Annotated in this window: 29 protein-coding genes; all 29 read right to left on the bottom strand. The window is 65.0% G+C overall.

Annotated features, from left to right (window positions below; translation table 11 throughout):
* Window positions 1-162: 162 nt before the first annotated feature.
* Window positions 163-717 carry a 30S ribosomal protein S5 gene (gene rpsE, locus AB7M35_RS15045; RefSeq protein WP_453961155.1) on the bottom strand — a complete coding sequence of 185 codons (555 nt, stop codon included), beginning with the start codon at window positions 715-717 and terminating at the stop codon, window positions 163-165.
* 33 nt (window positions 718-750) lie between these two features.
* Window positions 751-1,113 carry a 50S ribosomal protein L18 gene (rplR, locus tag AB7M35_RS15040; protein ID WP_453961153.1) on the bottom strand — a complete coding sequence of 121 codons (363 nt, stop codon included), beginning with the start codon at window positions 1,111-1,113 and terminating at the stop codon, window positions 751-753.
* An 11-nt stretch (window positions 1,114-1,124) separates the two neighbouring features.
* Window positions 1,125-1,658: a 50S ribosomal protein L6 gene (rplF, locus tag AB7M35_RS15035; RefSeq protein WP_453961152.1), complete on the bottom strand. Its 534-nt coding sequence runs from the start codon at window positions 1,656-1,658 to the stop codon at window positions 1,125-1,127.
* 50 nt (window positions 1,659-1,708) lie between these two features.
* Window positions 1,709-2,107 (bottom strand): 30S ribosomal protein S8, encoded by a 399-nt coding sequence (rpsH, locus tag AB7M35_RS15030; RefSeq protein ID WP_453961151.1) that lies wholly within the window; start codon window positions 2,105-2,107, stop codon window positions 1,709-1,711.
* A gap of 12 nt (window positions 2,108-2,119) precedes the next feature.
* Complete coding sequence (gene rpsN / locus AB7M35_RS15025; RefSeq protein WP_453961149.1) at window positions 2,120-2,425, bottom strand: 30S ribosomal protein S14; 306 nt, start codon at window positions 2,423-2,425, stop codon at window positions 2,120-2,122.
* A 24-nt stretch (window positions 2,426-2,449) separates the two neighbouring features.
* Window positions 2,450-3,013 carry a 50S ribosomal protein L5 gene (gene rplE / locus AB7M35_RS15020; protein ID WP_453961147.1) on the bottom strand — a complete coding sequence of 188 codons (564 nt, stop codon included), beginning with the start codon at window positions 3,011-3,013 and terminating at the stop codon, window positions 2,450-2,452.
* Window positions 3,006-3,323 carry a 50S ribosomal protein L24 gene (rplX, locus tag AB7M35_RS15015; protein WP_453961145.1) on the bottom strand — a complete coding sequence of 106 codons (318 nt, stop codon included), beginning with the start codon at window positions 3,321-3,323 and terminating at the stop codon, window positions 3,006-3,008. Before rplX ends, rplE begins: the two co-directional genes overlap by 8 nt.
* Complete coding sequence (gene rplN / locus AB7M35_RS15010) at window positions 3,323-3,691, bottom strand: 50S ribosomal protein L14 (protein WP_453961143.1); 369 nt, start codon at window positions 3,689-3,691, stop codon at window positions 3,323-3,325. The genes rplX and rplN overlap by 1 nt, the downstream gene beginning before the upstream one ends.
* Before the next feature lie 70 nt (window positions 3,692-3,761).
* Complete coding sequence (rpsQ, locus tag AB7M35_RS15005; RefSeq protein WP_453961141.1) at window positions 3,762-4,022, bottom strand: 30S ribosomal protein S17; 261 nt, start codon at window positions 4,020-4,022, stop codon at window positions 3,762-3,764.
* Between the two features lie 16 nt (window positions 4,023-4,038).
* A complete protein-coding gene (rpmC, locus tag AB7M35_RS15000; RefSeq protein WP_453961139.1) occupies window positions 4,039-4,239 on the bottom strand; it encodes a 50S ribosomal protein L29 in 201 nt (66 codons plus the stop codon).
* Between the two features lie 26 nt (window positions 4,240-4,265).
* Window positions 4,266-4,679 (bottom strand): 50S ribosomal protein L16, encoded by a 414-nt coding sequence (gene rplP, locus AB7M35_RS14995; RefSeq protein WP_453961138.1) that lies wholly within the window; start codon window positions 4,677-4,679, stop codon window positions 4,266-4,268.
* A 36-nt stretch (window positions 4,680-4,715) separates the two neighbouring features.
* Window positions 4,716-5,426 (bottom strand): 30S ribosomal protein S3, encoded by a 711-nt coding sequence (rpsC, locus tag AB7M35_RS14990; protein ID WP_453961136.1) that lies wholly within the window; start codon window positions 5,424-5,426, stop codon window positions 4,716-4,718.
* On the bottom strand, window positions 5,426-5,806 hold the full coding sequence (rplV, locus tag AB7M35_RS14985; RefSeq protein WP_453961134.1) for a 50S ribosomal protein L22: 381 nt from the start codon (window positions 5,804-5,806) through the stop codon (window positions 5,426-5,428). Before rplV ends, rpsC begins: the two co-directional genes overlap by 1 nt.
* 2 nt (window positions 5,807-5,808) lie before the next feature.
* A complete protein-coding gene (gene rpsS / locus AB7M35_RS14980; protein ID WP_453961133.1) occupies window positions 5,809-6,087 on the bottom strand; it encodes a 30S ribosomal protein S19 in 279 nt (92 codons plus the stop codon).
* A 12-nt stretch (window positions 6,088-6,099) separates the two neighbouring features.
* Window positions 6,100-6,933: a 50S ribosomal protein L2 gene (gene rplB, locus AB7M35_RS14975; protein WP_453961131.1), complete on the bottom strand. Its 834-nt coding sequence runs from the start codon at window positions 6,931-6,933 to the stop codon at window positions 6,100-6,102.
* Window positions 6,934-6,952: 19 nt separating this feature from the next.
* Window positions 6,953-7,246, bottom strand: coding sequence for a 50S ribosomal protein L23 (locus AB7M35_RS14970; protein ID WP_453961129.1), 294 nt, complete (start codon window positions 7,244-7,246; stop codon window positions 6,953-6,955).
* Window positions 7,243-7,863 carry a 50S ribosomal protein L4 gene (gene rplD, locus AB7M35_RS14965; protein WP_453961127.1) on the bottom strand — a complete coding sequence of 207 codons (621 nt, stop codon included), beginning with the start codon at window positions 7,861-7,863 and terminating at the stop codon, window positions 7,243-7,245. Before rplD ends, AB7M35_RS14970 begins: the two co-directional genes overlap by 4 nt.
* Entirely contained in the window at window positions 7,863-8,648 is a 786-nt protein-coding gene (rplC, locus tag AB7M35_RS14960; RefSeq protein ID WP_453961124.1) for a 50S ribosomal protein L3, read from the bottom strand. The genes rplD and rplC overlap by 1 nt, the downstream gene beginning before the upstream one ends.
* A 34-nt stretch (window positions 8,649-8,682) precedes the next feature.
* Window positions 8,683-8,991 (bottom strand): 30S ribosomal protein S10, encoded by a 309-nt coding sequence (gene rpsJ / locus AB7M35_RS14955; RefSeq protein WP_367198076.1) that lies wholly within the window; start codon window positions 8,989-8,991, stop codon window positions 8,683-8,685.
* 86 nt (window positions 8,992-9,077) lie between these two features.
* Window positions 9,078-10,268 (bottom strand): elongation factor Tu, encoded by a 1,191-nt coding sequence (gene tuf / locus AB7M35_RS14950; RefSeq protein ID WP_453961099.1) that lies wholly within the window; start codon window positions 10,266-10,268, stop codon window positions 9,078-9,080.
* Between the two features lie 59 nt (window positions 10,269-10,327).
* Entirely contained in the window at window positions 10,328-12,403 is a 2,076-nt protein-coding gene (fusA, locus tag AB7M35_RS14945) for an elongation factor G (protein WP_453961123.1), read from the bottom strand.
* A gap of 27 nt (window positions 12,404-12,430) precedes the next feature.
* Complete coding sequence (gene rpsG / locus AB7M35_RS14940) at window positions 12,431-12,901, bottom strand: 30S ribosomal protein S7 (RefSeq protein ID WP_453961121.1); 471 nt, start codon at window positions 12,899-12,901, stop codon at window positions 12,431-12,433.
* A gap of 66 nt (window positions 12,902-12,967) precedes the next feature.
* Complete coding sequence (gene rpsL / locus AB7M35_RS14935; protein WP_453961119.1) at window positions 12,968-13,339, bottom strand: 30S ribosomal protein S12; 372 nt, start codon at window positions 13,337-13,339, stop codon at window positions 12,968-12,970.
* 529 nt (window positions 13,340-13,868) lie between these two features.
* Complete coding sequence (locus tag AB7M35_RS14930; protein WP_453961117.1) at window positions 13,869-14,252, bottom strand: DUF4189 domain-containing protein; 384 nt, start codon at window positions 14,250-14,252, stop codon at window positions 13,869-13,871.
* A gap of 246 nt (window positions 14,253-14,498) precedes the next feature.
* A complete protein-coding gene (gene rpoC, locus AB7M35_RS14925) occupies window positions 14,499-18,698 on the bottom strand; it encodes a DNA-directed RNA polymerase subunit beta' (RefSeq protein ID WP_453961115.1) in 4,200 nt (1,399 codons plus the stop codon).
* Window positions 18,699-18,974: 276 nt separating this feature from the next.
* Window positions 18,975-23,111 carry a DNA-directed RNA polymerase subunit beta gene (gene rpoB / locus AB7M35_RS14920; protein ID WP_453961113.1) on the bottom strand — a complete coding sequence of 1,379 codons (4,137 nt, stop codon included), beginning with the start codon at window positions 23,109-23,111 and terminating at the stop codon, window positions 18,975-18,977.
* A 440-nt stretch (window positions 23,112-23,551) separates the two neighbouring features.
* A complete protein-coding gene (gene rplL / locus AB7M35_RS14915; protein WP_453961111.1) occupies window positions 23,552-23,926 on the bottom strand; it encodes a 50S ribosomal protein L7/L12 in 375 nt (124 codons plus the stop codon).
* 59 nt (window positions 23,927-23,985) lie between these two features.
* Window positions 23,986-24,504, bottom strand: a complete 519-nt coding sequence (gene rplJ / locus AB7M35_RS14910) for a 50S ribosomal protein L10 (RefSeq protein ID WP_453961109.1) — start codon at window positions 24,502-24,504, stop codon at window positions 23,986-23,988.
* A gap of 355 nt (window positions 24,505-24,859) precedes the next feature.
* Complete coding sequence (gene rplA, locus AB7M35_RS14905) at window positions 24,860-25,558, bottom strand: 50S ribosomal protein L1 (protein ID WP_453961108.1); 699 nt, start codon at window positions 25,556-25,558, stop codon at window positions 24,860-24,862.
* Between the last annotated feature and the right edge of the window lies 1 nt (window position 25,559).

The following is a 25,559-nucleotide window of genomic DNA, read 5'->3' as shown; positions in this document are numbered from 1 at the left end:
CTTCTTGGCGGCGGGCTTCTTGGCGGCAGCGGGCGCAGCCTTCGGCTTCGCCTCGGCGGCTTCCGCCTCGTCGGTGGTCTTCGGTGCCTTTGCCATTCAACTCTCCAACGGACCCGAGGCCGCGCTTCTCAGCACTGCGGCGGTCCCTGTTCCTAAGTTTCCTCAGGCGTCCGCGGTCGCGTCCGCATCAACATCCCGACGACGGGCCTGCAGCGCGGCGACCTTCATGCCGCGACGCGCGGCAACGGAGCGAGGGCTGTCCTCGGTCTTCAGGCCTTCGAACGCGGCGCGCACCATGTTGTAGGGGTTGGAAGACCCCAGCGACTTGGCGACGACGTCCTGAACGCCCAGCGTCTCGAACACGGCGCGCATCGGGCCGCCGGCGATGATGCCGGTACCGGCCGGTGCGGCGCGCATGACGACGCGGCCGGCGCCCCAGCGCCCGTTCACATCGTGGTGCAGCGTGCGGCCTTCGCGCAGCGGCACCCGGATCATGCTCCGCTTGGCGGCTTCCGTCGCCTTGCGGATCGCTTCCGGCACTTCGCGCGCCTTGCCGTGACCGAATCCGACCCGGCCCTTCTGATCGCCGACGACGACGAGGGCAGCAAAGCCGAACCGCCGACCGCCCTTCACCACCTTCGCCACGCGATTGATGTGGACGAGCTTGTCGACGAACTCGCTGTCGCGATCATCCCGATCCCGCGCCATGTTCTTCATCCTTCCGTCAGTTGGTCCGACTTGCGCGGATAACTAGAAATCCAGCCCGCCTTCGCGGGCGGCGTCGGCCAGGGCCTTGACCCGGCCGTGATAGATGTAGCCTCCGCGGTCGAACACGACCTTGGTCACGCCAACCTTCTTGGCGCGCTCGGCGATCAGACGCCCGACCTCGGCAGCGGCCGCCACGTCGGCGCCCGTCTTGATGGACCCGCGGAGGTCCTTGTCGAGTGTCGAGGCAGCGGCAACCGTGCCGCCGGCGGCGTCGTCGATCACCTGCACGTAGATGTGCTTGGACGACCGAAACACGCTCAGCCGGGGCCGCCCGTTGGCAACCGCGCGGATAGTACGACGAACCCGCATCGTACGGCGGTTCGTCCGGCTCAGACCCTTGGCCATCGTCGTCGTCCTTACTTCTTCTTGCCTTCTTTGCGGATGATCTGCTCGCCCGCGTATTTCACGCCCTTGCCCTTGTAGGGCTCCGGCGGCCGGTAGTCGCGGATCTCCGCGGCAACCTGCCCGACGCGCTGCTTCTCGATACCCGCAATGACGATCTCGGTCGGCTTCGGACACTGGATCTGAATGCCGTCCGGGATCGGATAGAGCACTTCGTGCGAAAAGCCGAGTGCCAGCTGAAGGTTCTTGCCCTGAATCGACGCGCGATAACCGACGCCGGCGATCTCGAGGCGACGCTCGAACCCGTCGGTGACGCCCTGCACCAGGTTCGCCACCATCGAGCGGGAGAGACCCCACATCGACCGCGCACGCTTGCTGCCGTCGACCGGCATCACCGTCACGCCGTCCTCGCCTTCCGACACCGTGACCACGTCCGGAACCGTGAACGACAGCTCGCCCTTCGGACCCTTCACGGTGACGGTCTGACCGTCAATCTTCGCCGTGACGCCCTTCGGCATCGGGACCGGCTTCTTACCTACACGTGACATCCCACAACTCCTTGAGATCTCGCCATTCGCCTGACGCGGTCAACGACCGGTCAGAACACCTGGCAGAGGATCTCCCCGCCCAGATTGCGCTCACGCGCCACATGATCGCTCATGACGCCCTGCGACGTGGACAGAATGGACACGCCCAGACCATTCGCGACCCGCGGCAGCGTTGCCACGGAGGAATAGACCCGGCGTCCCGGCTTCGAGATCCGCTCGATCTTCTTGATCGCCGGCTCACCGTCGAAATACTTCAGCTCGATATCGATCTCCGAGCGACCGTTCTCGCGTTCCGTGACGGTGTAGCCACGGATATAGCCCTCGCTCTGAAGGACTTCGAGCACGTTCATCCGCAGGCTCGAACCCGGCGTCTGAAGGCTGTTCTTCTTGCGCATCGCCGCGTTGCGAATGCGCGTGATCATGTCCCCCAGGGGATCGGTCATCGCCATCGGGGCGTCTCCTTACCAGCTCGACTTCACGAGGCCCGGGATCTGACCCTGGCCGCCAAGCTCGCGCAGCGCCACGCGCGACATCTTGAGCTTACGATAGTAGGCACGCGGACGGCCGGTGATCTCGCAGCGGTTGACCACGCGACTCGGCGCGGAGTTCCGCGGCATCTCGGCGAGCTTCAGCTGCGCTTCGAACCGCTCCTCCATCGAGAGCGACTGATCGCGCGCGATCGTCTTCAACCGCTCGCGCTTGCCGGCAAGCTGCTTGGCCAGCCGGATGCGCTTCTGGTTGTTCTCGATCTTACCTTTTTTGGCCATCTCGTTCGTCCCTTGCTCCGCCCGTCACGTACGGAACGGGAAATTCAGAGCGCGCAGCAGCTCGCGCGCCTCGTCATCCGTTTGCGCCGTCGTGCAGACGATAATGTCCATGCCCCAGATCTGGTCGACCTTGTCGTACTCGATCTCCGGGAACACGATGTGCTCCTTCAGGCCCATCGCGAAGTTGCCGCGCCCATCGAAGCTCTTCGGGTTCAGGCCCCGAAAGTCCCTGATGCGCGGCATCGCGATCGTCACCAGACGGTCGATGAACTCGTACATGTGCCCGCGGCGCAGGGTGACCTTGCAGCCGATCGGCATCTCTTCGCGCAGCTTGAAGCCCGCGATCGAGTTCTTCGCCTTGGTGATCACCGGCTTCTGGCCCGCGATCTTCGTCAGATCGTTGACCGCCGACTGAACCTTCTTGGAATCGGCGACAGCTTCGCCGATTCCCATGTTGATCACCACCTTGTCCAGGCGCGGCACCTGCATGGAGTTCGTGTAGTTGAACTTTTCCTGCAGAACGGCGCGAACCTGTTCCCGGTAGATCGTCTTGGTGCGCGGCTCGAGTTCCGCGAGAGCTTCAGCCATCGATCTTGTCTCCAGAGCGCTTGGCGAAGCGAACCTTCGTGCCATCCTTCTCGACCCGGAAACCAACCCGCGTCGCCTTGCCGTCGGTCGGATCGGCGTGCGCGATGTTGGAGATGTGGATCGACGCTTCCTTGGCGATGATGCCGCCTTCCTGCGCAGGCGTCTGCTTCTGGTGCTTCTGCACCACATTGACGCCGCGCACGACAGCGCGATTATCCTTGGGCAGGACGCGCAGGACCTCACCGGTCTTGCCCTTGTCCCGTCCGGCGAGCACCACGACGGAGTCGCCCTTCTTGATGCGCGCGGCCATTACAGCACCTCCGGCGCGAGCGAAATGATCTTCATGTGATTGCGTGCCCGGAGCTCGCGCGGGACTGGCCCGAAGATACGCGTGCCCACCGGCTCCTTGTTGTTGTTGACCAGGACGGCCGCATTGCGGTCGAACCGGATCACGCTTCCGTCAGCGCGGCGGATGTCCTTCGCCGTGCGCACGACGACCGCCTTCATGACGTCGCCCTTTTTCACGCGACCGCGCGGGCTCGCCTCCTTCACGGAGACGACGATGATGTCGCCGACCGAAGCGTACTTCCGCTTCGAGCCGCCGAGCACCTTGATGCACATGACACGGCGCGCACCGGAATTGTCGGCCACGTCCAGGTTGGTCTGCATCTGAATCATGCTTCGCCGCCTATTATCTCTCTATTCGCCGCGCCCATTTGGCCAAGTACCGTCCGGCTGACCCCGAAGGTCAGTCCGAAACGACCTCGCCCGCAGGCGTCAAAGCGCCAATCACAGCCCATCGCTTGTTCTTCGACAGCGGCCGCGTCTCTTCGATCATCACGAGATCGCCCGTCTTGAAGGCGTTCGTCTCGTCGTGCGCGTGGTAGCGCTTCGTCCGACGGACCGTCTTCTTCAGGAGCGGATGAGTGAATCGACGCTCAACCCGCACCACGACGGTCTTGTCGTTCTTGTCGCTAACGACGACGCCCCGCATAACTCGTTTCGGCATCTTCTTGTCTTTCCCGTCAGCTCGCCGGCGCCTTGCGGCGATCGCCGAGGACCGTCTTGATCCGGGCGATGTCACGGCGCACCTGCCGAACCCGCGCGGTGTTCTCAAGCTGGCCCGTCGCCCGCTGGAAGCGCAGGTTGAACTGCTCCTTCTTCAGCTTGGCCAGTTGGTCCAGCAACTCGTCGGCGGTCTTCGCCTTAACGTCCGAGGCCTTCATGGCAGTTCTCCTCGCGCTCTGCGCCGCTATTCGGCGATGCGCTGCACGAAACGCGTCTTGATCGGCAGCTTCGCCGCTCCGAGCCGCAGCGCTTCGCGCGCGATGTCCTCGGCAACGCCGTCGATCTCGAACATGATCCGGCCCGGATGAACCCGCGCCGCCCAGTATTCCGGCGAACCCTTGCCCTTACCCATACGCACTTCGGTCGGCTTCTGCGACACCGGCACGTCCGGGAAGATCCGGATCCACACACGGCCCTGGCGCTTCATGTGGCGGGTGATCGCGCGGCGAGCCGCCTCGATCTGCCGCGCCGTCACGCGCTCGGGTTCCTGAGCCTTCAGCCCGAAGGCACCGAAGTTCAGAGACGTTCCGCCCTTAGCCGTGCCGTGAATGCGGCCCTTGTGCTGCTTGCGGAATTTCGTTCGTTTCGGTTGCAGCATCTGTCTGCTCTCGTGCTCTCAAAAACCGCCGGCAAATCAGCCGTCGTTACGACGACGACCGCCGCCACCACCGCTCTCGGCGGCTTCGGTCAGCCTGCGCTCGGACGCCATCGGATCGTGCTCAAGGATTTCGCCCTTGAAGATCCAGACCTTCACGCCGCAGGTGCCGTAAGCCGTCTTGGCCGTGGCCGTTCCATAGTCGATGTCCGCGCGCAGCGTGTGCAGCGGAACCCGACCCTCGCGATACCATTCCGTCCGGGCGATCTCCGCCCCACCGAGCCGGCCGCCGCAGTTGATCCGGATGCCTTCCGCGCCAAGCCGCATCGCCGACTGGACCGCCCGCTTCATCGCCCGGCGGAACGCGACGCGCCGCTCGAGCTGCTGGGCGATCGACATGGCGACGAGGGTCGCGTCGATCTCCGGCTTGCGCACCTCAACGATGTTGATGTGCACTTCCGAGGCGGTCATCTCGCCGATCTTCTTGCGCAGACGATCGATGTCGGCGCCCTTCTTGCCGATCACCACACCCGGACGGGCCGAGTGGAGCGTGACGCGGCACTTCTTGTGCGGGCGCTCGATGACGATCTTCGACACCGCGGCCTGCTTCAGTTCCTTCAGCAGGAAGTTGCGGATCTTCAGATCCTCGTGCAGCAGCATGCCGTAGTCGGCGCGATCCGCGAACCAGCGCGAATCCCAGGTCCGGTTGATGCCGAGACGCAGACCGATCGGATTGACTTTATTACCCATCAGGCAGCCTCCTCGACTTCGCGCACGACGATGGTCAGATGCGAAAAGGTCTTTTCGACCCGACCCGCGCGACCGCGTCCACGGGCATGAAACCGCTTCATCACCAGCGCCTTGCCGACATAGGCCTCGGACACAATCAGCGCATCGACGTCGAGGTCATGGTTGTTCTCGGCATTGGCGATCGCGGACTCGAGCGCCTTGCGCACGTCCTTCGCGATCCGCTTGCGCGAAAACTCCAGATCGGCGAGCGCCGTGGCGGCCTTCTTGCCACGGATCAGCTGCGCGACGAGGTTCAGCTTCTGCGGGCTGACCTTGAGCCGTCGCACGACAGCACGCGCCTCGGTTTCGCCGAGCACCCGTTCCCGGGAGGGCTTGCCCATCGTTATTTCCTCTTCGCCTTCTTGTCGGCCCCGTGGCCATAGTAGGTCCGGGTCGGCGAGAACTCGCCGAACTTGTGACCGACCATGTCCTCGCTCACGAGGACCGGAATGTGCTTCTGCCCGTTGTAGACCCCGAATGTCAGGCCCACGAACTGAGGCAGAATGGTCGACCGACGCGACCAGATCTTGATCACTTCGTTGCGGCCCGAAGAACGCGACTTGTCCGCCTTCTTCAGAAGGTAGCCGTCAACGAAGGGGCCTTTCCATACAGAGCGCGCCACGATCTCGTCCTCTTACTTCTTACGGGCGTGACGGCTCCGGACGATATACTTGTCCGTCGCCTTGTTGTGCCGCGTACGCTTGCCCTTGGTCGGCTTGCCCCACGGGGTAACCGGATGACGGCCGCCCGAAGTGCGGCCTTCACCACCGCCGTGCGGATGGTCGACAGGGTTCATGGCAACGCCGCGCGTCTGCGGGCGTCGGCCAAGCCAGCGTGAGCGGCCCGCCTTAGACAGGTTGATATTCGAATGGTCCGGGTTCGACACCGCACCGACGGTCGCCATCACCGTGCCCAGGACCCGGCGCTGTTCGCCGGAGCTGAGGCGGATGACCGTGTAACCCTGATCGCGACCGACGATCTGAGCGTAGTTGCCAGCCGAACGCGCCAGCTGTCCACCCTTCTTGGGCTTCAGCTCGACGTTGTGCACGATCGTGCCGACCGGAATCGACTGGATCGGCATCGCGTTGCCCGGCTTCACGTCGACCTGCTGGCCGGCGATCACCATGTCGCCCTCAGCCAGGCGCTGCGGCGCCAGGATGTAGGCCAGCTCGCCGTCCTCGTACTTGATCAGCGCCAGGAAGGCCGACCGATTCGGGTCGTACTCGAGGCGCTGGACCGTCGCCGGGATATCGAACTTCTGCCGCTTGAAGTCGACCACGCGGTAGGTCCGCTTGTGGCCGCCACCGCGGTGACGCGACGTCTTGCGGCCCGCGTTGTTGCGGCCGCCCGACTTGCTCAGGCCTTCGGTCAAGGTCTTGACCGGCTTTCCCTTCCACAGGGCCGACCGCTCGACGATGACGAGCTGGCGCTGGCCCGGGGAGGTGGGACGGTAGGTCTTCAATGCCATAACGTTTGCCCTTCCCGTCTCAGAGGCCGGTCGACACGTCGATCGACTGGCCTTCGGCCAGCGTCACGATCGCGCGCTTCACGTCGGACTGATGTCCGATGATGCCCTTGAAGCGCTTGGTCTTGCCCTTGCGAATCTGGGTGTTGACCCCGGTCACCTTGACCTTGAACAGGGCTTCGACCGCCGCCTTGATCTGCGGCTTCGTCGCCGTGCGTGCCACCCGGAAGACGACCTGGTTGTGCTCGGAGAGCATGGTCGACTTCTCGGTGATGATCGGGCTGCGGATCACGTCGAAATGCTTAAGGTCCGTCATTTGAAACGCTCCTCGAGGCTCTCGACGGCCGCCTTCGTCAGGACCAGCGTGTCCCGGCGCAGGATGTCGTAGACGTTGATGCCGGCGACCGCGATCAGGTCGAGGTGCGGAATGTTCCGCGCCGCCTTCACGAACGCGTCGTTCCGCTCCGGACCGTCGACCACCAGCGCGTTCACCAGGCCGATGCCGGCCAGCTTCTCGCGCAGGAGCTTGGTCTTCGCTTCGTCCGCCGTCGCCGACGAGATCACGATGATCTTGCCGTCACGAGCCTTGGCCGACAGCGCGTGCTTCAGACCCAGCACCCGGACCTTCTTGGGAAGGTCGTGGGCGTGGCTGCGCGGAACCGGCCCGAAGGCCTTGCCGCCGCCGCGGAACTGAGGCGCACCCTTGTCGGAGTGGCGGGCACGACCGGTGCCCTTCTGCTTGTACATCTTCTTGCCCGAGGTCGTGACCTCGGACCGGTTCTTCGCCTTGTGCGTGCCGGACTGCCGCTTGGCGAGCTGCCAACGGACGACCCGCTGCACCAGGTCCTGGCGCGGCTCCAGACCGAAGATCGCGTCGGAAACGGAGATCGTTCCGTCCGTCCCGCCCTCGAGCGTCTTGACGTCGAAATCCATCACCCGTTCTCCTTGCCCGCGGTGTCTTCGGCACCGGTCTCGGCCGGGGCGGCGTCGATGACCTCAGCCGGCGGAACCGCCGCTTCGGTATCAGCCCCATCGAGATCAGACGGCAGGCGGAACGCGCCCGGAGTCGGAACCTCGTCCGGCAGTTTCTTCTTCACGGCGTCCCGGATCAGGATCCAGCCACCCTTGGAGCCGGGCACCGCGCCCTGCACCATGATGAGGCCGCGCTCGACATCCGTGCGGACGACCTTCAGATTCTGGGTCGTCACACGGACATCGCCCATGTGACCCGCCATCTTCTTGTTCTTGAAGACGCGGCCCGGATCCTGGTTCTGACCGGTGGAGCCGTGCGAGCGGTGCGACAGCGAGACACCATGGGTGGCCCGGAGACCACCGAAGTTGTGCCGCTTCATCGCGCCGGCGAAGCCCTTACCGATCGACGTCCCGCTGACGTCGACGAACTGTCCGGCCACGAAGTGGTCGGCAGTCAACTCGGCACCCACGGCGATGACGTTGTCCGGGGTCACCCGGCACTCCACCACGGTCCGCTTCGGTTCCACTTTGGCCACCGCAAAGTGCCCACGCATCGCCCGGGTGGTGTTCTTCGCCTTGGCGAAGCCCGCACCGAGCTGGAGAGCGGTGTAGCCGTCTTTTTCTTCGGTCCGGTGTGCCACAACCTGGCACGACTCCACCCGCAACACGGTGACGGGCAAGTGTTCACCTGCCTCCGTGTAGATCCGGGTCATCCCGACCTTCTGAGCAATTACTGCAGAGCGCATAGCCGCGCCTCTCGTCCCTCTGGCTCGTCGTTGCTTAGAGCTTGATCTCGACATCCACACCGGCGGCCAGGTCGAGCTTCATCAAAGCGTCGACCGTCTGCGGGGTGGGATCGATGATGTCCAAAAGCCGCTTATGGGTGCGGATCTCGAACTGCTCTCGGCTTTTCTTGTCGATGTGCGGCGAGCGGTTGACCGTATATTTCTCGATCCGGGTGGGAAGCGGCACCGGGCCGCGCACCTGGGCGCCGGTCCGCTTCGCGGTGTGCACGATCTCCTTGGTCGAAGAATCGAGCACCCGGTGATCGAACGCTTTCAAACGGATGCGAATGTTCTGGCCGTTCATAATCTTTCGCGCCTGTTAGCCCGGCATCGGGAAATGAAGAGGGCGCGCCAACTGCATGCGGCGCGCCCGCAAGGAAATTGCTTGGTCTACTCGAGGATGGCGGCGACGACGCCGGCGCCCACGGTACGGCCGCCTTCGCGGATGGCGAAGCGCAGCTTCTCTTCCATCGCGATCGGCACGATCAGCTCGACGTTGATCTCAACGTTGTCGCCCGGCATCACCATCTCGGTGCCCTCCGGAAGCGTCACAACGCCGGTCACGTCCGTCGTGCGGAAGTAGAACTGAGGCCGGTAGTTCGTGAAGAACGGCGTGTGACGGCCGCCTTCTTCCTTCGTCAGGATGTACGCCTCGGCCTTGAACTTCTTGTGCGGCGTCACCGAGCCCGGCTTGCACAGCACCTGGCCGCGCTCGACGTTCTCGCGGTCGATGCCGCGCAGCAGCGCGCCGATGTTGTCGCCGGCCTGGCCCTGGTCCAGCAGCTTGCGGAACATCTCGACGCCGGTCACCGTGGTCTTCTTGGTGTCCGTGATGCCGACGATCTCGACTTCCTCGCCCACCTTCACGATGCCGCGCTCGACGCGGCCGGTCACCACCGTGCCGCGGCCGGAGATCGAGAACACGTCCTCGATCGGCATCAGGAAGGCACCGTCGATCGGACGCTCGGGCGTCGGGATGTAGGCGTCGACTTCCTTCATCAGCTCGAGGATCGCGTCGTGGCCGAGCTTCGGATCGCCGTTCTCAAGCGCCACCAGCGCCGAGCCCTTGACGATCGGAATGTCGTCGCCCGGGAAGTCGTAGGACGACAGCAGCTCGCGAACCTCGAGCTCGACGAGCTCCAGGAGCTCCTCGTCGTCGACCATGTCGCACTTGTTCAGAAACACCACGATCGCCGGAACGCCGACCTGACGGGCGAGCAGGATGTGCTCGCGGGTCTGCGGCATCGGGCCGTCGGCGGCCGAGCACACCAGGATCGCGCCGTCCATCTGCGCCGCGCCCGTGATCATGTTCTTCACGTAGTCGGCGTGGCCCGGGCAGTCCACGTGGGCGTAGTGACGGTTCTCCGTCTCGTACTCCACGTGCGCCGTCGAGATCGTGATGCCGCGCGCCTTCTCTTCCGGAGCCGCGTCGATCTGGTCGTACGCCTTGTACGTCGCACCACCCGTCTCGGCCAGAACCTTGGTGATCGCCGCCGTCAGCGACGTCTTGCCGTGGTCAACGTGACCGATCGTTCCAATGTTCACGTGCGGCTTCGTGCGAGCAAACTTTTCCTTCGCCATCGGCGTACTCCGTTCGGTCTAAATCTGTTGCAACCGGGTCTTCAAGAAAGGCGCTTCGATCAGGCGAACTTCGCCTGGACCTCGTCGGCGACGTTCTGAGGAACCTGTTCGTAGTGGTCGAACTGCATCGTGTACTGGGCCCGCCCCTGGGTCATCGACCGCAGGTTCGAGACGTACCCGAACATATTCGCAAGCGGCACGAAGGCATTGACGACGGCGGCGATGCCGCGCGACTCGGTGCCCTGGATCTGACCGCGCCGGGAATTGAGATCGCCCATCACCGTGCCGGCGAACTCTTCCGGGGTGACGACCTCGACCTTCATGATCGGCTCGAGCAGCTTCGGTCCGGCCTTCTGAATGGCCTCGCGGAACGCCGCACGGGACGCGATCTCGAAGGCCAGCACGCTGGAGTCGACGTCGTGGTAGGCGCCGTCGATCAGCTCGGCCTTGATGTCCACCATCGGGAAGCCGGCGATCGGACCGGAGGTCATCACGCTGGCAATGCCCTTCTGGACACCGGGGACGTATTCCTTCGGAACCGACCCGCCGACGACCTTCGATTCGAAGGAGAAACCGGAACCCGGCTCGCTCGGCTCGATCACGATCTTCACGCGGGCGAACTGGCCGGTACCGCCGGTCTGCTTCTTATGCGTGTAGTCGATCTCGGTCAGCTTCGTGATCGTCTCGCGGTAGGCCACCTGCGGCGCACCGATGTTCGCCTCGACCTTGAACTCGCGCTTCATGCGGTCGACGAGAATGTCGAGATGAAGCTCGCCCATGCCGGCGATGATGGTCTGGCCGGATTCCTCGTCGGTCTTGACGCGGAAGGACGGGTCCTCGGCGGCCAGGCGGTTGAGGGCGAGGCCCATCTTCTCCTGGTCCGACTTGGTCTTCGGCTCGATCGCGATCTCGATGACCGGCTCGGGGAACTCCATGCGCTCCAGGATCACCGGGGCGCTCGGATCCGACAGGGTGTCGCCGGTGGTGGTCTCCTTGAGACCGGCCAGCGCCACGATGTCGCCCGCGAAGGCTTCCTTGATCTCGTCGCGGTGGTTCGAATGCATCTGCAGCATCCGGCCCACGCGCTCGCGCTTTTCCTTCACCGTGTTCAGGACGTTGGCGCCCTGCTCGAGCTTGCCCGAGTAGATACGGCAGAAGGTGAGCGTGCCCACGAACGGGTCGTTCATCACCTTGAAGGCGAGCATCGCCAGCGGCGCCTCGTCGGAGGACCGGCGCTTCACGTCTTCGCCCGTCTTCACGTCGATGCCCTTGATCGACTCCACGTCGATCGGGCTCGGCAGATAATCCACGACGGCGTCGAGGAGCGGCTGCACGCCCTTGTTCTTGAAGGCCGAGCCGCAGAAGATCGGAACGTACGCGTTGGCGATCGTGCCCTTGCGGATGACCTTCTTGAGGGTCTCCACGTCCGGCTCTTCACCGTTCAGGTAGGCTTCCATCGCGTCGTCGTCGGCCTCGACGGCAACCTCGATGAGCTTCTCGCGGTATTCCTTCGCCTGATCCAGGAGATCGGCCGGAATGTCCTCGCGGTTGAACTTCGCGCCCAGGCTCTCGTCTTCCCAGACGATCGCCTTCATGTCGAGCAGGTCGATGACGCCGGCGAAATCGTTCTCGGCACCGATCGGCAGCTGCATGACGAGCGGGATGGCGCCGAGACGCTCCTCGATCATCTTGATGCAGCGGAAGAAGTCGGCGCCGATCTTGTCCATCTTGTTGACGAACATCATCCGCGGCACGGCGTACTTGTCGGCCTGGCGCCACACGGTCTCGGTCTGCGGCTCGACACCCGCATTGGCGTCAAGGAGCGCGATCGCACCGTCGAGGACGCGCAGCGAACGCTCGACCTCGATGGTGAAGTCGACGTGGCCGGGCGTGTCGATGATGTTCAGGCGCTTGTCCTGCCAGTAAGCGGTCGTCGCGGCGGACGTGATCGTGATGCCGCGCTCCTGCTCCTGCTCCATCCAGTCCATCGTCGCGGCGCCGTCATGGACTTCGCCGATCTTGTGGCTGCGACCCGTGTAGAACAGAATCCGCTCGGTCGTCGTCGTCTTCCCGGCATCAATGTGGGCCATGATGCCGAAATTACGGTAGTCTTCCATCTTGTGGGTGCGAGACATGACGCGCGCCTTCCTGACTTCGACCGATTACCAGCGGTAGTGCGAGAACGCGCGATTGGCCTCGGCCATCTTGTGCGTGTCTTCGCGCTTTTTGACTGCAGTGCCACGGTTGTTGGACGCATCGAGCAGCTCGCCCGACAGACGGTCGACCATGGTCTTGTCGTTACGCTTGCGCGCAGCGGTGATCAGCCAGCGGATCGCCAGCGCCTGACGGCGCTCGGGGCGAACCTCGACCGGCACCTGGTAGGTGGCGCCACCGACACGCCGCGACCGGACTTCGACCGTCGGCATGACGTTGTTCAGGGCCTCGTGGAACACACCCACCGGATCCTGGCGGGTCTTGCCCTCGATCACATCGAGGGCGCCGTACACGATGCCCTCGGCGGCCGACTTCTTGCCGTCGTACATCACCGAGTTCATGAACTTGGTGATCACGATGTCGCCGTACTTCGGGTCCGGCATGATCTCGCGCTTTTCCGCGCTATGACGACGTGACATGTCCCAGTCTCTCTCCGAAACCCTGTGCTCTCCCCGGCCGCGCTCGTCGCGCCGGGGCAGAAAACCTTACTTAGGCCGCTTGGCGCCGTACTTCGAACGGCGCTGCTTGCGATCCTTCACACCCTGCGTGTCGAGGACGCCGCGGATGATGTGGTAGCGCACGCCGGGAAGATCCTTGACGCGGCCGCCGCGGATCATCACGACGGAATGCTCCTGCAGGTTATGGCCCTCGCCCGGGATGTACCCGATGACTTCGTACTGGTTGGTCAGGCGAACCTTCGCGACCTTACGCAGTGCGGAGTTCGGCTTCTTCGGCGTCGTCGTGTAGACGCGCGTGCAGACGCCACGCTTCTGCGGGCACGCTTCCATCGCCGGAACCTTGTTGCGCTTGGTCGGCGCCTTACGAGGCTTGCGGATCAACTGGTTGATGGTCGGCATACTTATCCGTTCCGTTGTGCCCGAACCCGAGAACTCTCGTCCACGTCCGGCCATGACAACAAAAACGCCGGCCCCGCCACTCGCTCACACGAGTTGCGGACGGCGCGCGCATCCAGAGGACTATCCAGCTTGTGACTGGCTAGTCTTGGCACCGAGCTTTGTGTCGCTCATGGACCCGACAGCGTTTAAGCCGATGTTCTCGCGTCGACCGCAAGAAAGGAAAAGGCTTACCGCCTGTCGTGGAGTGCGCGATACCTAGTCACTTCGGCGGGGGCAGTCAACCCCTCCGCGCCGGACTCCGCACGGAATGTCGCGCTTTTCCGTGCCGCGACGGTGCGCGGACACGCCGGAACGCATCTGCCGGGGTCCGGATGCCGGATTCTGCCCAGCGGCTGCGCGTGCCCACGAAGCATGCGGCGCGGCGACGGGGAATCGGGCCCGCCGGACCAGCGGTCTGCCGCGGACCCGATTCGATCAGGCCGGTGATCGGAAGCCGACCGGCAGCGGCCGCTCCGCCCGGCGCCGGAGACTACTGAAGCGACGCCGGACCGCAGTAGGTGTCGTGCAGATTGCAGCCGACGGCGCCGTGGCCCGAGCACTCGGAAAGCGCCTTGCCCTGCGCCCGGTCCCGGGACGACCCCGCGCCGATGCCGAACGACTTCTCGTCGGCCGAGCGGGCCAGCGCGACGCACATGTCGGTCCCGGCGAAAGCGAGCTGGCAGTCGCTCGCGCCGCTCCCCTGGCACTCCGACATCGCCTTGTCGCGGACGGCCATGTCGCTGTCGCCCTCGGCGAAGGCGACGTTGGCGGTCGACGGGCTGTAGGCGACGCCGACGAAGGTGTTGTCCTGGGCGCTGAGCGCCGCGGGAAAGGCAAACGCCGCGATCGCGGCGACAGTCAGAAGACGGAGCATGGCATCCCCCCACGTCTCGACCCCAAGGCGCGGTCGCGGCCGGCGCGGGATGGGCGCCCGATGCGCTCCCGGCTGGCGTGGCGGCCACCGGAGCCGGGCTGGCCCGGTCCCCTGGGCCTATCGGTAGACCACATCCAGCGTGGCTGCAAAGCCCCGGAAAGTCGGAGGGGGCGCGCCAAAAGAAAAGGGCCGCGGCGTTTCCGCCGCGGCCCCGATGTCGTTCGGCTGGATCAGCCGGCGGGCGAGCTACTCGTTCGCCGCGGCGGCGCGCTCCTCGAGCAGCCCCCGGTCGAACTTCGCCTGCTCCTTGCGGCGCTCCTCCAGGATGAGCTCGTCGCGACGGGCCGCGATTTCCCGGATGCGGGTCATCGTTCCGCCGGTACCGGCCGGGATGAGACGTCCGACGATGACGTTCTCCTTCAGGCCTTCCAGCATGTCGGCCTTGCCGTTGACGGCAGCCTCGGTGAGCACCCGGGTGGTCTCCTGGAACGAAGCCGCCGAGATGAACGACCGCGTCTGCAGGCTCGCCTTGGTGATGCCCAGCAGCACCGGGGTGGCCGTCGCCGGCTTGCGGCCGTCGGCGATCGCCGCCTCGTTGATCGCGTCGAGCTCGACCCGGTCGATCTGCTCGGCGTGGAGCAGCTCGGTCTCGCCGGCGTCGTCCACCTCGACCTTCTGCAGCATCTGGCGAACGATCACCTCGATGTGCTTGTCGTTGATGGTCACGCCCTGGAGCCGGTAGACCTCCTGGATCTCGTTGACGAGGTAGGCGGCAAGGGCCTCGACGCCGTTGATGGCCAGGATGTCGTGCGGTGCCGGGTTGCCGTCGAGCACGTAGTCGCCCTTCTCGATGAGGTCGCCATCCTGCAGGTGGATGTGCTTGCCCTTCGGGATCAGGTACTCGGTCGGCTCGAGGCTCTCGTCCTCGGGCTCGATGATGATCCGGCGCTTGTTCTTGTAGTCCTTGCCGAACCGCACGGTGCCGGTGACTTCCGCGATGACCGCGTGGTCCTTCGGACGCCGCGCCTCGAAGAGTTCCGCCACCCGCGGCAGACCGCCGGTGATGTCGCGCGTCTTCGCGCTCTCCAGCGGGATACGCGCCAGCACGTCGCCGGCCGAGACGGAGGCACCCCGGTCGACCGACAGGATGGTGTCGACCGACAGCAGGTACCGGGCGTCGCCGCCGCGCGCGACCTTGATGAGCTCGCCCTTGTCGTTCTTGATGACGATGGCGGGCTTCAGGTCCTGGCCGCGGGTGTGCGACCGCCAGTCGATGACCGAACGCTTGGTGATGCCGGTCGCCTCGTCGGTCGATTCCGACACCGAGACGCCTTCCACCAGGTCCTCCAGGTCGACCTTGCCGTCCACCTCGGTGAGGATCGGACGGGTGTACGGATCCCACTCGGCGATGCGCTGGCCGCGCTTGATCTCGTCGCCGTCGTCGATGTGAAGGCGCGAACCGTAGATGATCTTGTGGACCACCCGGTCCGAACCGTCCTTGTCGACGATCGCCACCTGCATGTTGCGGCCCATGACGACGAGCTTGCCTTCCGAGTCCCGCACGACGTTGCGGTTGCGGATGGAGATCTTGCCGTCGAAGGTCGATTCCAGGAACGAGGAGTCGACCACCTGCGCCGTACCGCCGATGTGGAAGGTACGCATGGTGAGCTGGGTGCCCGGCTCGCCGATCGACTGGGCCGCGATCACGCCGACGGCCTCGCCGAGGTTGACCGGCGTTCCGCGGGCAAGGTCGCGTCCGTAGCAGCTGCCGCAGACGCCGGCCTTGGTCTCGCAGGTCAGCACCGAGCGGATCTTCACCGACTGGATGCCAGCCGCCTCGATCGCCTCGACGTCCTTCTCCGAGATCAGCTCGCCGGCCGGCACCAGCATCTCGCCGGTCGACGGATCGGTGATGTCCTCACCGGCCGTGCGGCCGAGGATGCGCATGCCCAGCGTCGCCACGACCTGGCCGGCATCGACGATGGCTTCCATCGTGATGCCACGCTTGGATCCGCAGTCCGGCTCGGTCACGATCGAGTCCTGCGCGACGTCGACGAGACGGCGGGTCAGATAGCCCGAGTTCGCGGTCTTCAGCGCGGTGTCGGCGAGGCCCTTGCGGGCGCCATGGGTCGAGTTGAAGTACTCGAGAACCGACAGGCCTTCCTTGAAGTTCGAGATGATCGGCGTCTCGATGATCTCGCCCGACGGCTTCGCCATCAGGCCGCGCATGCCGGCCAGCTGCTTCATCTGCGCCGGCGAACCACGCGCACCGGAGTGGCTCATCATGTAGATCGAGTTGATCGGCTTCTGGCGGCCGGTCTCCTCGTCGCGATGAACCGCCTGAATGCGCTTCATCATCTCGTCGGCGACCTTGTCGGTGCACTTCGCCCAGGCATCGACGACCTTGTTGTACTTCTCACCCTGGGTGATCAGGCCGTCGTTGTACTGCTGCTCGTATTCCTTCACCAGGTCCTGGGTTTCCTCGACCAGCTTCTGCTTGGTCTCGGGGATCACCATGTCGTCCTTGCCGAACGAGATGCCGGCCTTGAACGCGTTGGTGAAGCCCAGCGACATGATGCGGTCGCAGAAGATGACCGTCTCCTTCTGACCGCACGAGCGGTAGACGGTGTCGATCATCCGCGAGACTTCCTTCTTCGTCATGAGACGATTGCAGGTGTCGAACGGAACGCCGGCATGCATCGGCAGCAGTTCGCCGATCATCATGCGGCCAGGGGTGGTCTCGACGATCGAGGTGCTCTGGTTGCCCTCGGCGTCGACGCCGCTCACGCGCCCACGGATCTTCGTGTGGACGGTGATCGCCTTCGCCTCGAGCGCATGGTGCAGCTCGGCCATGTTGCCGAACAGCATGCCCTCGCCCGGCTCGCCATCGGCCATCATCGACAGATAATACAGCCCGAGCACGATGTCCTGGGACGGCACGATGATCGGCTGGCCGTTCGCCGGGTGCAGGATGTTGTTGGTCGACATCATCAGCACGCGGGCTTCGAGCTGCGCTTCCAGCGACAGCGGCACGTGCACCGCCATCTGGTCACCGTCGAAGTCGGCGTTGAACGCCGCGCAGACGAGCGGGTGCAGCTGGATCGCCTTGCCCTCGATGAGGACCGGCTCGAACGCCTGGATGCCCAGGCGATGCAGCGTCGGCGCGCGGTTGAGTAGGATCGGATGCTCGCGGATCACCTCGTCCAGGATATCCCAGACTTCCGGCTTCTCCTTCTCGACCAGCTTCTTCGCCTGCTTGACGGTGGACGAGTAGCCCTTGGCGTCGAGGCGCGAGTAGATGAACGGCTTGAACAGCTCGAGCGCCATCTTCTTCGGCAGGCCGCACTGGTGGAGCTTCAGCTCCGGGCCCACCACGATCACCGAACGGCCGGAATAGTCGACGCGCTTGCCGAGCAGGTTCTGGCGGAACCGGCCCTGCTTGCCCTTCAGCATGTCGCTGAGCGACTTCAGCGGGCGCTTGTTGGCACCCGTGATGACGCGGCCGCGGCGGCCGTTGTCGAACAGGGCGTCGACGGACTCCTGCAGCATCCGCTTCTCGTTGCGGATGATGATGTCCGGCGCGCGCAGCTCGATCAGCCGCTTCAGGCGGTTGTTGCGGTTGATGACGCGGCGATAGAGGTCGTTCAGGTCCGACGTCGCGAAGCGGCCGCCATCCAGCGGCACCAGCGGGCGCAGATCCGGCGGGATGACCGGGACGTGCGTCAGGATCATCCACTCCGGCTTGTTGCCGGACTCGATGAACGCCTCGACGATCTTCAGCCGCTTGGCGAGCTTCTTCGGCTTCAGCTCGGTGGTGGCTTCGGCGATGCCCTGGCGCAGCAGCTCGCTCTCGCGCACGAGGTCGAGCTTCATCAGCATCTCGCGGATGGCTTCCGCGCCGATCATCGCCGTGAAGGCGTCCTCGCCGTACTCGTCCTGGGCGCGCAGGTAGTCCTCTTCGGAGAGGAGCTGCAGCGGCTTCAGCGGCGTCAGGCCCGGCTCCAGCACGACGTAGTTCTCGAAGTACTGGATCCGCTCCAGGTCCTTCAGGGTCATGTCGAGCAGGAGGCCGATGCGCGAGGGCAGCGACTTCAGGAACCAGATGTGCGCGACCGGCGCGGCGAGCTCGATATGGCCCATCCGCTCGCGGCGCACCCGCTGGAGGGTCACCTCGACGCCGCACTTCTCGCAGATGACGCCCTTGTACTTCATGCGCTTGTACTTGCCGCACAAGCACTCGTAGTCCTTCACCGGACCGAAGATGCGGGCGCAGAACAGGCCGTCGCGCTCCGGCTTGAAGGTCCGGTAGTTGATGGTCTCGGGCTTTTTGATCTCGCCGAACGACCAGGAGAGGATTTTCTCCGGGCTGGCGATCGAGATGCGAATCCGATCGAAATCTTGAGTCTGCGCCTGTGTGTTGAACAGGTTCATGACTTCTTGATTCATAAGCTCTCTCCTTCGCCGCGAAGGGCTCAGGGCATGGCCGGGGAGAAATGGGCCCACTTCTCCGGACGGTAACGCCCGCAATCTCTCGATATGTGTGCCGGACACCGACGCTTCGCACGCCGTCCGTCCCGCATCCGGACGTCTGCGACCTACCGCAGGGACGTCCGTCAAGTCGCGTCCAGTCGATGAACCGCCGGCACCGCGCCTCCGGCAGTCCTGTCTGTCAGGCGCGCCGGCGAGCGTTTCCCGAGGGAAGCCCGCCGGCGCGCGCGTTGGTTATTCGGCGGCGTCCGCCTTGTCGGCCTCGGCCTGCGCCTTGAGGCGCTTCTCGCCGTCGACCAGTTCGACGTTGAGGCCGAGCGACCGCATTTCCTTGACGAGCACGTTGAAGCTCTCCGGGATGCCGGCCTCGAAGGTGTCGTCGCCGCGGACGATCGCCTCGTAGACCTTGGTGCGGCCGGCCACGTCGTCCGACTTCACCGTCAGCATTTCCTGCAGCGTGTACGCCGCACCGTAAGCCTCGAGTGCCCACACCTCCATTTCGCCGAAGCGCTGTCCGCCGAACTGGGCCTTGCCGCCGAGCGGCTGCTGGGTGACCAGCGAGTAGGGGCCGATCGAGCGGGCATGGATCTTGTCATCCACAAGGTGGTGCAGCTTGAGCATGTAGATATAGCCCACCGTCACCTTGCGGTCGAACGGCTCGCCGGAGCGCCCGTCGTAGAGCGTGACCTGGCCGGACGAGTCGAGACCCGCCTGCTCCAGCATCTCCACGATGTCCGGCTCGCGGGCACCGTCGAAGACCGGCGTCGCGATCGGCACGCCGGTGGAGAGCTGGCGACCGAGCTTCAGCAGCGAATCGTCGTCGTAGTCGGCGATCGGTTCGCTGGTGCCGCCGTCGAAGATCTCCAGCAGCGTGCTCTTCAGCTCGCTCGTGTTGTGCGCCTGCTGCGCCTGACGGACCAGTTCGCCGATCTTCCGGCCCAGGCCCGCGCAGGCCCAGCCCAGATGCGTCTCGAGGATCTGGCCGACGTTCATGCGGCTCGGCACGCCCAGCGGGTTCAGCACGATGTCGACGTGGGTGCCGTCCTCGTGGAACGGCATGTCCTCGACCGGCACGATCCGCGACACGACACCCTTGTTGCCGTGACGGCCGGCCATCTTGTCGCCCGGCTGGATCTTGCGCTTCACCGCCACGAAGACCTTGACCATCTTCATGACGCCCGGCGGCAGCTCGTCGCCGCGCTGCAGCTTCTCGACCTTGTCGATGAAGCGGCCTTCGAGGCGCTTGCGGCTCTCGTCGTACTGCTTCTGGGTCGCCTCGATCTCGGTCATCACGGCGTCGTCGCCGACCGCGAACTGCCACCACTGGCTGCGCGGGTGCGCCTCCAGGCCCTCGCGGGTGATGACGTCACCCTTGCGGAAGCCCTTCGGACCCGCGGTCGCCTGCTTGCCGGACAGCACCTCGATCAGGCGGCCGTAGACGTTGCGGTCGAGGATCGCCTGCTCGTCGTCGCGGTCCTTGGCGAGACGCTCGATCTCCTCGCGCTCGATCGCCATGGCGCGTTCGTCTTTCTCGACGCCGTGACGGTTGAACACGCGGACTTCGACGACCGTGCCCTGGACGCCCGGCGGCACCCGCAGCGAGGTGTCGCGCACGTCGGAGGCCTTCTCGCCGAAGATCGCCCGCAGGAGCTTCTCTTCCGGCGTCATCGGGCTCTCGCCCTTCGGCGTGATCTTGCCGACGAGGATGTCGCCGGCGTTCACTTCCGCGCCGATGTAGGTGATGCCGGCTTCGTCGAGGTTCTTCAGCGCCTCTTCCGACACGTTCGGAATGTCGCGCGTGATTTCCTCCGGCCCGAGCTTGGTGTCGCGGGCCATCACCTCGAATTCCTCGATGTGGATCGAGGTGAAGACGTCGTCCGACACGATCCGCTCGGAGAGCAGGATGGAGTCCTCGAAGTTGTAGCCGTTCCACGGCATGAACGCGACGAGCACGTTCCGGCCGAGGGCCAGGTCGCCGAGATCGGTCGACGGACCGTCGGCGATGATGTCGCCCTTCGCCACAACGTCACCGACACGCACCAGCGGACGCTGGTTGATGCAGGTGTTCTGGTTGGAGCGCTGGAACTTCATCAGGCGGTAGATGTCGACGCCCGACTTGGTCGGATCGAGATCGGAGATGGCGCGCACGACGATACGGGTGGCGTCCACCTGGTCGATCACGCCGGCCCGGCGGGCCGAGATCGCGGCACCGGAATCCCGGGCGACGACCGCTTCCATGCCGGTTCCGACGAACGGCGCCTCGGCGCGCACCAGCGGCACGGCCTGACGCTGCATGTTCGAGCCCATCAGCGCGCGGTTCGCGTCATCGTTCTCCAGGAACGGGATGAGCGCGGCCGCGACCGACACGAGCTGCTTCGGCGACACGTCCATGTAGTCGACGCGGTCGCGCGGCACCATCATCACTTCGCCGGCGTGGCGACAGATGGTCAGCTCTTCCTCGAACGTGCTGTCCGCCGTCAGCGGAGCGTTGGCCTGGGCGACGTGGTACTTCGATTCCTCCATCGCGGAGAGATAGAAGACGTCGTCGGTCACCTTGCCGTCGACCACCTTGCGGTACGGCGCCTCGATGAAGCCGTACTTGTTGACGCGCGCGAAGGTCGCCAGCGAGTTGATCAGGCCGATGTTCGGGCCTTCCGGGGTCTCGATCGGGCAGATGCGACCGTAGTGGGTCGGATGCACGTCGCGCACCTCGAAGCCCGCCCGCTCGCGGGTCAGACCGCCCGGGCCAAGCGCCGAGAGGCGGCGCTTGTGGGTGACTTCCGACAGCGGGTTGGTCTGGTCCATGAACTGCGACAGCTGCGACGAGCCGAAGAACTCGCGCACGGCGGCCGCCGCCGGCTTGGCGTTGATCAGGTCCTGCGGCATGACGGTGTCGATCTCGACCGACGACATGCGCTCCTTGATCGCCCGCTCCATGCGGAGCAGGCCGACGCGGTACTGGTTCTCCATGAGCTCGCCCACCGAACGCACCCGGCGGTTGCCGAGGTTGTCGATGTCGTCGATCTCGCCGCGGCCGTCACGCAGGTTGAGCAGCGTGCGGATGACCTCGAGGATGTCCTCGCGGCGCAGCACGCGGACCGTGTCCTCGCACTGGAGGTCCAGACGCATGTTCATCTTCACGCGGCCGACCGCCGAGAGGTCGTAGCGCTCGGAATCGAAGAACAGCGAATTGAACATCGCCTCGCCCGACTCGATGGTCGGCGGCTCGCCCGGGCGCATCACCCGGTAGATGTCGAACAGCGCTTCCTCGCGGGACATGTTCTTGTCCGCGGCCAGCGTGTTGCGGATGTACGCGCCGGTGGTCACGTGGTCGATGTCGAGCAGCGGAATGGTGTCGAAGCCGGCCTCGATCAGACCCTCGAGGATCTTGTCGGTGATCTCGTCGCCGGCTTCCGCGTAGATCTCGCCGCTGGACGGGTTGACCAGGTCTTCCGCCAGGTAGTGACCGTAGAGCTGGTCGTCGGTCACCTTCAGCGCCTTGACGCCCTTGTCGGCCAGCTGCCGCGCGGTGCGCGCCGTCAGCTTGCGGCCTTCCTCCAGCAGGACCTCGCCGGTGTCGGCGTCGACCATGTCGGAGTTGGACTTCATGCCGCGCAGGCGGGTGGCGTCGAACGGAACGCGCCAGTTCTCGCCGTCGCGGGTGTAGACGACCTGCTTGTAGAAGGTGTTGAGGATCTCTTCGCCGGTCAGGCCGAGCGCGAGCAGCAGCGACGTCACCGGGATCTTGCGGCGACGGTCGATGCGGGCGTGCACGATGTCCTTCGCGTCGAACTCGATGTCGAGCCACGAGCCGCGATAGGGAATGATGCGCGCCGCGAACAGCAGCTTGCCCGACGAATGGGTCTTGCCCTTGTCGTGATCGAAGAAGACGCCCGGCGAGCGGTGCATCTGCGAGACGATCACCCGCTCGGTGCCGTTGACGATGAAGGTGCCGTTGTCCGTCATGAGCGGCATGTCGCCCATGTAGACTTCCTGCTCCTTGATGTCCTTGACGGACTTGGCGCCGGTGTCCTCGTCGATGTCGAACACGATCAGCCGGAGCTTCACCTTCAGCGGCGCGGCGAAGGTCATCCCGCGCTGACGGCACTCGTCCACATCATATTTCGGCTGCTCGAACTCGTAGTCGACGAACTCGAGGAGCGAACCACCGGAGAAATCGGAAATTGGAAAAACCGACTTGAAGACAGCCTGCAAACCCTCGTTCGGGCGCTCGCCGTCGGCGCTTTCCATCATCAGGAACTGGTCGTAGGATGCCTTCTGAACCTCGATGAGATTCGGCATGTTCACTACTTCGCGGATCGAACCGAAGAATTTCCGGACCCGCTTGCGACCGTTGAACGCCTGCGTCATTGTCGCTCCTCGTATCGCTGCCGACGCTGTCACCGGCCTCGGCGGCATCACGTCATGAGGCCGGCTATGGCCGGATCGCCAGCCCGGCACTGACCGGGGCAGGCACCTCGTTTCGTTTCAAACCCGGCCCACCCGGGTCGGATCCCACAGAACTTCACCCGTCTTCTGCCTTCCGGACGCCACCGATGCGGCGATGGCCGGAAAACCGTGCTTGAGAGCGCCTCCCGTTCGGATCGAACCGACCTGAACGAACAGGACTTGCTCAACAGAGCGTCTCTGGAGCCAACTCCTGTCGGTCGCGGCGTTGCCGCCCGGCCGGCATGGGCCCTAAGCACGTTCGATCCCGGACCGGACGGCGCCCTGCGTCGACCGGTCCGGGATCGCAATTTTTACCCGACCGGCGGAGCGCCGAAGCGACCCGCCGGGCTTGCAGCCAGGTCTTACTTAAGTTCGACCTTGGCGCCCGCTTCTTCGAGCTTCTTCTTGATCTCCTCGGCTTCGTCCTTGGAGACGCCTTCCTTCACAGGCTTCGGCGCACCCTCGACGAGATCCTTGGCCTCTTTCAGGCCAAGACCGGTGATCGTACGGACTTCCTTGATGACGTTGATCTTCTTGTCGCCGGCGGCGGCGAGGATCACGTCAAACTCGGTCTGCTCTTCGACGACGGCGGCTTCACCACCACCGGCAGCGGCGGCGACAGCCACCGGAGCAGCCGCGGAGACGCCCCACTTTTCCTCGAGGAGCTTCGAAAGCTCGGACGCCTCGAGAACGGTGAGGGCGGACAGTTCTTCAACAAGCTTGGTCATATCGGCCATAGTTCAATAGTCCTTCCGGTTCGAACCGCTGATGGTTATCTATCGAGATCTCGGTCGCCTTACGCGGCCTCGTCCTTCTTGGCGTACGCACCGAACACCCGGGCGAGCTGCCCGGCCGGTGCGTTGAGAACCTGCGCGATGCGGGTGCCGGGGGTCTGGATCATACCCACCAGCTTGGCCCGCAGCTCGTCGAGCGACGGCATGGTGGCGAGAGCCTTCACACCGTCCGCATCGAGGTTCGTGGAGCCCAGGGCGCCGCCGAGGAGAACGAGCTTCTCGTTCTTCTTGGCGAATTCCACCGCTGCCTTCGGCGCCGCGACGGGATCGTCGGAATAGACGATCACGGTCGGCCCCTCGAACAGGTCGGTGATGTGCTCAAGCTCCGTGCCACGAAGAGCAAGCTTCGCAAGACGGTTCTTCGCGACCTTAACGGCCCCGCCCGCCTGACGGACCTGCGCGCGCAGGGCCGTCATCTGCGACACCGAGAGGCCCGAATAGTGCGCCACTACGACAACGCCGGTGTTCGAGAACACCGTGTTGAGCGTCGAGACGAACTCGTGCTTCTCCGCTCTTTCCACTTGCCATCTCCGGTTGGCGACCAGACGTGCCGGTCGCCGGTTGCCTTTCGCCGTTCGGAACGCTCGAAGGTGACAGGTCCGGACCTTTGTCCGGGTCCCTTCGAGCGCCGCGGACGACACTCAGGGTTCCTGTCCCCTCGTCCGCGTGTCCCGCGGGCAAAGGCGCAACGGTTCGACCCAAGCCGACCCGCGAGGGCCGGAATTGCTCGGATCGTTCCCGTCTGTGCAGGCCCAAATGGCTTAAACCGGCGAACCGGCACCTGCAGTCTCGGACAGGGTTTCCGGCGATCCCCGACGAAGTCGGACGATCGCCGATCCGCCCGGCCGGTTGCCCCGGCCGGGAAGCTCAATGATCTCAGGCCTGAAGGACCGAGGACGGATCGACGCGCACGCCCGGACCCATGGTCGAGGACAGCGCCATCCGCTTGATGTAGGAGCCCTTCGCGCCAGCCGGCTTCGCCTTGATGACGGCGTCGGCGAACGCGCGAATGTTCGCGGCGAGCGAGGCTTCGTCGAACGAGGCCTTGCCGATGCCGCCGTGCACGATGCCGGCCTTCTCGACGCGGAACTCGACGGCGCCGCCCTTGGCGTCGTTGACCGCGGACGCGACGTCCTGGGTCACCGTGCCGACCTTCGGGTTCGGCATCATGCCGCGCGGGCCGAGGATCTTACCGAGACGGCCGACGAGCGGCATCATGTCCGGGGTCGCGATGCAGCGATCGAAGTCGATCGTGCCGGACTGGACCTGCTCGACGAGCTCCTCCGCACCGACCACGTCGGCGCCGGCGGCCTTCGCCTCGTCAGCCTTGTCGCCACGGGCGAACACGGCGACGCGGACGGACTTGCCCGTGCCGTTTGGCAGCACGCAGACGCCACGGACCATCTGGTCGGCGTGACGCGGGTCGACGCCGAGATTGATCGCGAATTCGACGGTCTCGTCGAACTTGGCCTTGGCCCGATCCTTCACCAGCTTCAGGGCTTCCTCGAGGGAGTACAGGTTTTCCGGGTCGATGCCTTCGCGGCCGGAACGGGTACGCTTTCCGATCTTCGCCATC

The organism is Amorphus suaedae (genome assembly GCF_053629675.1).
This window is presented reverse-complemented; position numbering and strand designations above follow the sequence as displayed.

What these genes read in the sequence shown, in the direction of transcription:
- rpsE (WP_453961155.1), bottom strand. Translation starts at nt 717, where the DNA reads ATGAAGAACATGGCGCGGGATCGGGATGATCGCGACAGCGAGTTCGTC.
- rplR (WP_453961153.1), bottom strand. Translation starts at nt 1,113, where the DNA reads ATGGCCAAGGGTCTGAGCCGGACGAACCGCCGTACGATGCGGGTTCGT.
- rplF (WP_453961152.1), bottom strand. Translation starts at nt 1,658, where the DNA reads ATGTCACGTGTAGGTAAGAAGCCGGTCCCGATGCCGAAGGGCGTCACG.
- rpsH (WP_453961151.1), bottom strand. Translation starts at nt 2,107, where the DNA reads ATGGCGATGACCGATCCCCTGGGGGACATGATCACGCGCATTCGCAAC.
- rpsN (WP_453961149.1), bottom strand. Translation starts at nt 2,425, where the DNA reads ATGGCCAAAAAAGGTAAGATCGAGAACAACCAGAAGCGCATCCGGCTG.
- rplE (WP_453961147.1), bottom strand. Translation starts at nt 3,013, where the DNA reads ATGGCTGAAGCTCTCGCGGAACTCGAGCCGCGCACCAAGACGATCTAC.
- rplX (WP_453961145.1), bottom strand. Translation starts at nt 3,323, where the DNA reads ATGGCCGCGCGCATCAAGAAGGGCGACTCCGTCGTGGTGCTCGCCGGA.
- rplN (WP_453961143.1), bottom strand. Translation starts at nt 3,691, where the DNA reads ATGATTCAGATGCAGACCAACCTGGACGTGGCCGACAATTCCGGTGCG.
- rpsQ (WP_453961141.1), bottom strand. Translation starts at nt 4,022, where the DNA reads ATGCCGAAACGAGTTATGCGGGGCGTCGTCGTTAGCGACAAGAACGAC.
- rpmC (WP_453961139.1), bottom strand. Translation starts at nt 4,239, where the DNA reads ATGAAGGCCTCGGACGTTAAGGCGAAGACCGCCGACGAGTTGCTGGAC.
- rplP (WP_453961138.1), bottom strand. Translation starts at nt 4,679, where the DNA reads ATGCTGCAACCGAAACGAACGAAATTCCGCAAGCAGCACAAGGGCCGC.
- rpsC (WP_453961136.1), bottom strand. Translation starts at nt 5,426, where the DNA reads ATGGGTAATAAAGTCAATCCGATCGGTCTGCGTCTCGGCATCAACCGG.
- rplV (WP_453961134.1), bottom strand. Translation starts at nt 5,806, where the DNA reads ATGGGCAAGCCCTCCCGGGAACGGGTGCTCGGCGAAACCGAGGCGCGT.
- rplB (WP_453961131.1), bottom strand. Translation starts at nt 6,933, where the DNA reads ATGGCATTGAAGACCTACCGTCCCACCTCCCCGGGCCAGCGCCAGCTC.
- AB7M35_RS14970 (WP_453961129.1), bottom strand. Translation starts at nt 7,246, where the DNA reads ATGACGGACCTTAAGCATTTCGACGTGATCCGCAGCCCGATCATCACC.
- rplD (WP_453961127.1), bottom strand. Translation starts at nt 7,863, where the DNA reads ATGGATTTCGACGTCAAGACGCTCGAGGGCGGGACGGACGGAACGATC.
- rplC (WP_453961124.1), bottom strand. Translation starts at nt 8,648, where the DNA reads ATGCGCTCTGCAGTAATTGCTCAGAAGGTCGGGATGACCCGGATCTAC.
- rpsJ (WP_367198076.1), bottom strand. Translation starts at nt 8,991, where the DNA reads ATGAACGGCCAGAACATTCGCATCCGTTTGAAAGCGTTCGATCACCGG.
- tuf (WP_453961099.1), bottom strand. Translation starts at nt 10,268, where the DNA reads ATGGCGAAGGAAAAGTTTGCTCGCACGAAGCCGCACGTGAACATTGGA.
- fusA (WP_453961123.1), bottom strand. Translation starts at nt 12,403, where the DNA reads ATGTCTCGCACCCACAAGATGGAAGACTACCGTAATTTCGGCATCATG.
- rpsG (WP_453961121.1), bottom strand. Translation starts at nt 12,901, where the DNA reads ATGTCACGTCGTCATAGCGCGGAAAAGCGCGAGATCATGCCGGACCCG.
- rpsL (WP_453961119.1), bottom strand. Translation starts at nt 13,339, where the DNA reads ATGCCGACCATCAACCAGTTGATCCGCAAGCCTCGTAAGGCGCCGACC.
- AB7M35_RS14930 (WP_453961117.1), bottom strand. Translation starts at nt 14,252, where the DNA reads ATGCTCCGTCTTCTGACTGTCGCCGCGATCGCGGCGTTTGCCTTTCCC.
- rpoC (WP_453961115.1), bottom strand. Translation starts at nt 18,698, where the DNA reads ATGAATCAAGAAGTCATGAACCTGTTCAACACACAGGCGCAGACTCAA.
- rpoB (WP_453961113.1), bottom strand. Translation starts at nt 23,111, where the DNA reads ATGACGCAGGCGTTCAACGGTCGCAAGCGGGTCCGGAAATTCTTCGGT.
- rplL (WP_453961111.1), bottom strand. Translation starts at nt 23,926, where the DNA reads ATGGCCGATATGACCAAGCTTGTTGAAGAACTGTCCGCCCTCACCGTT.
- rplA (WP_453961108.1), bottom strand. Translation starts at nt 25,558, where the DNA reads ATGGCGAAGATCGGAAAGCGTACCCGTTCCGGCCGCGAAGGCATCGAC.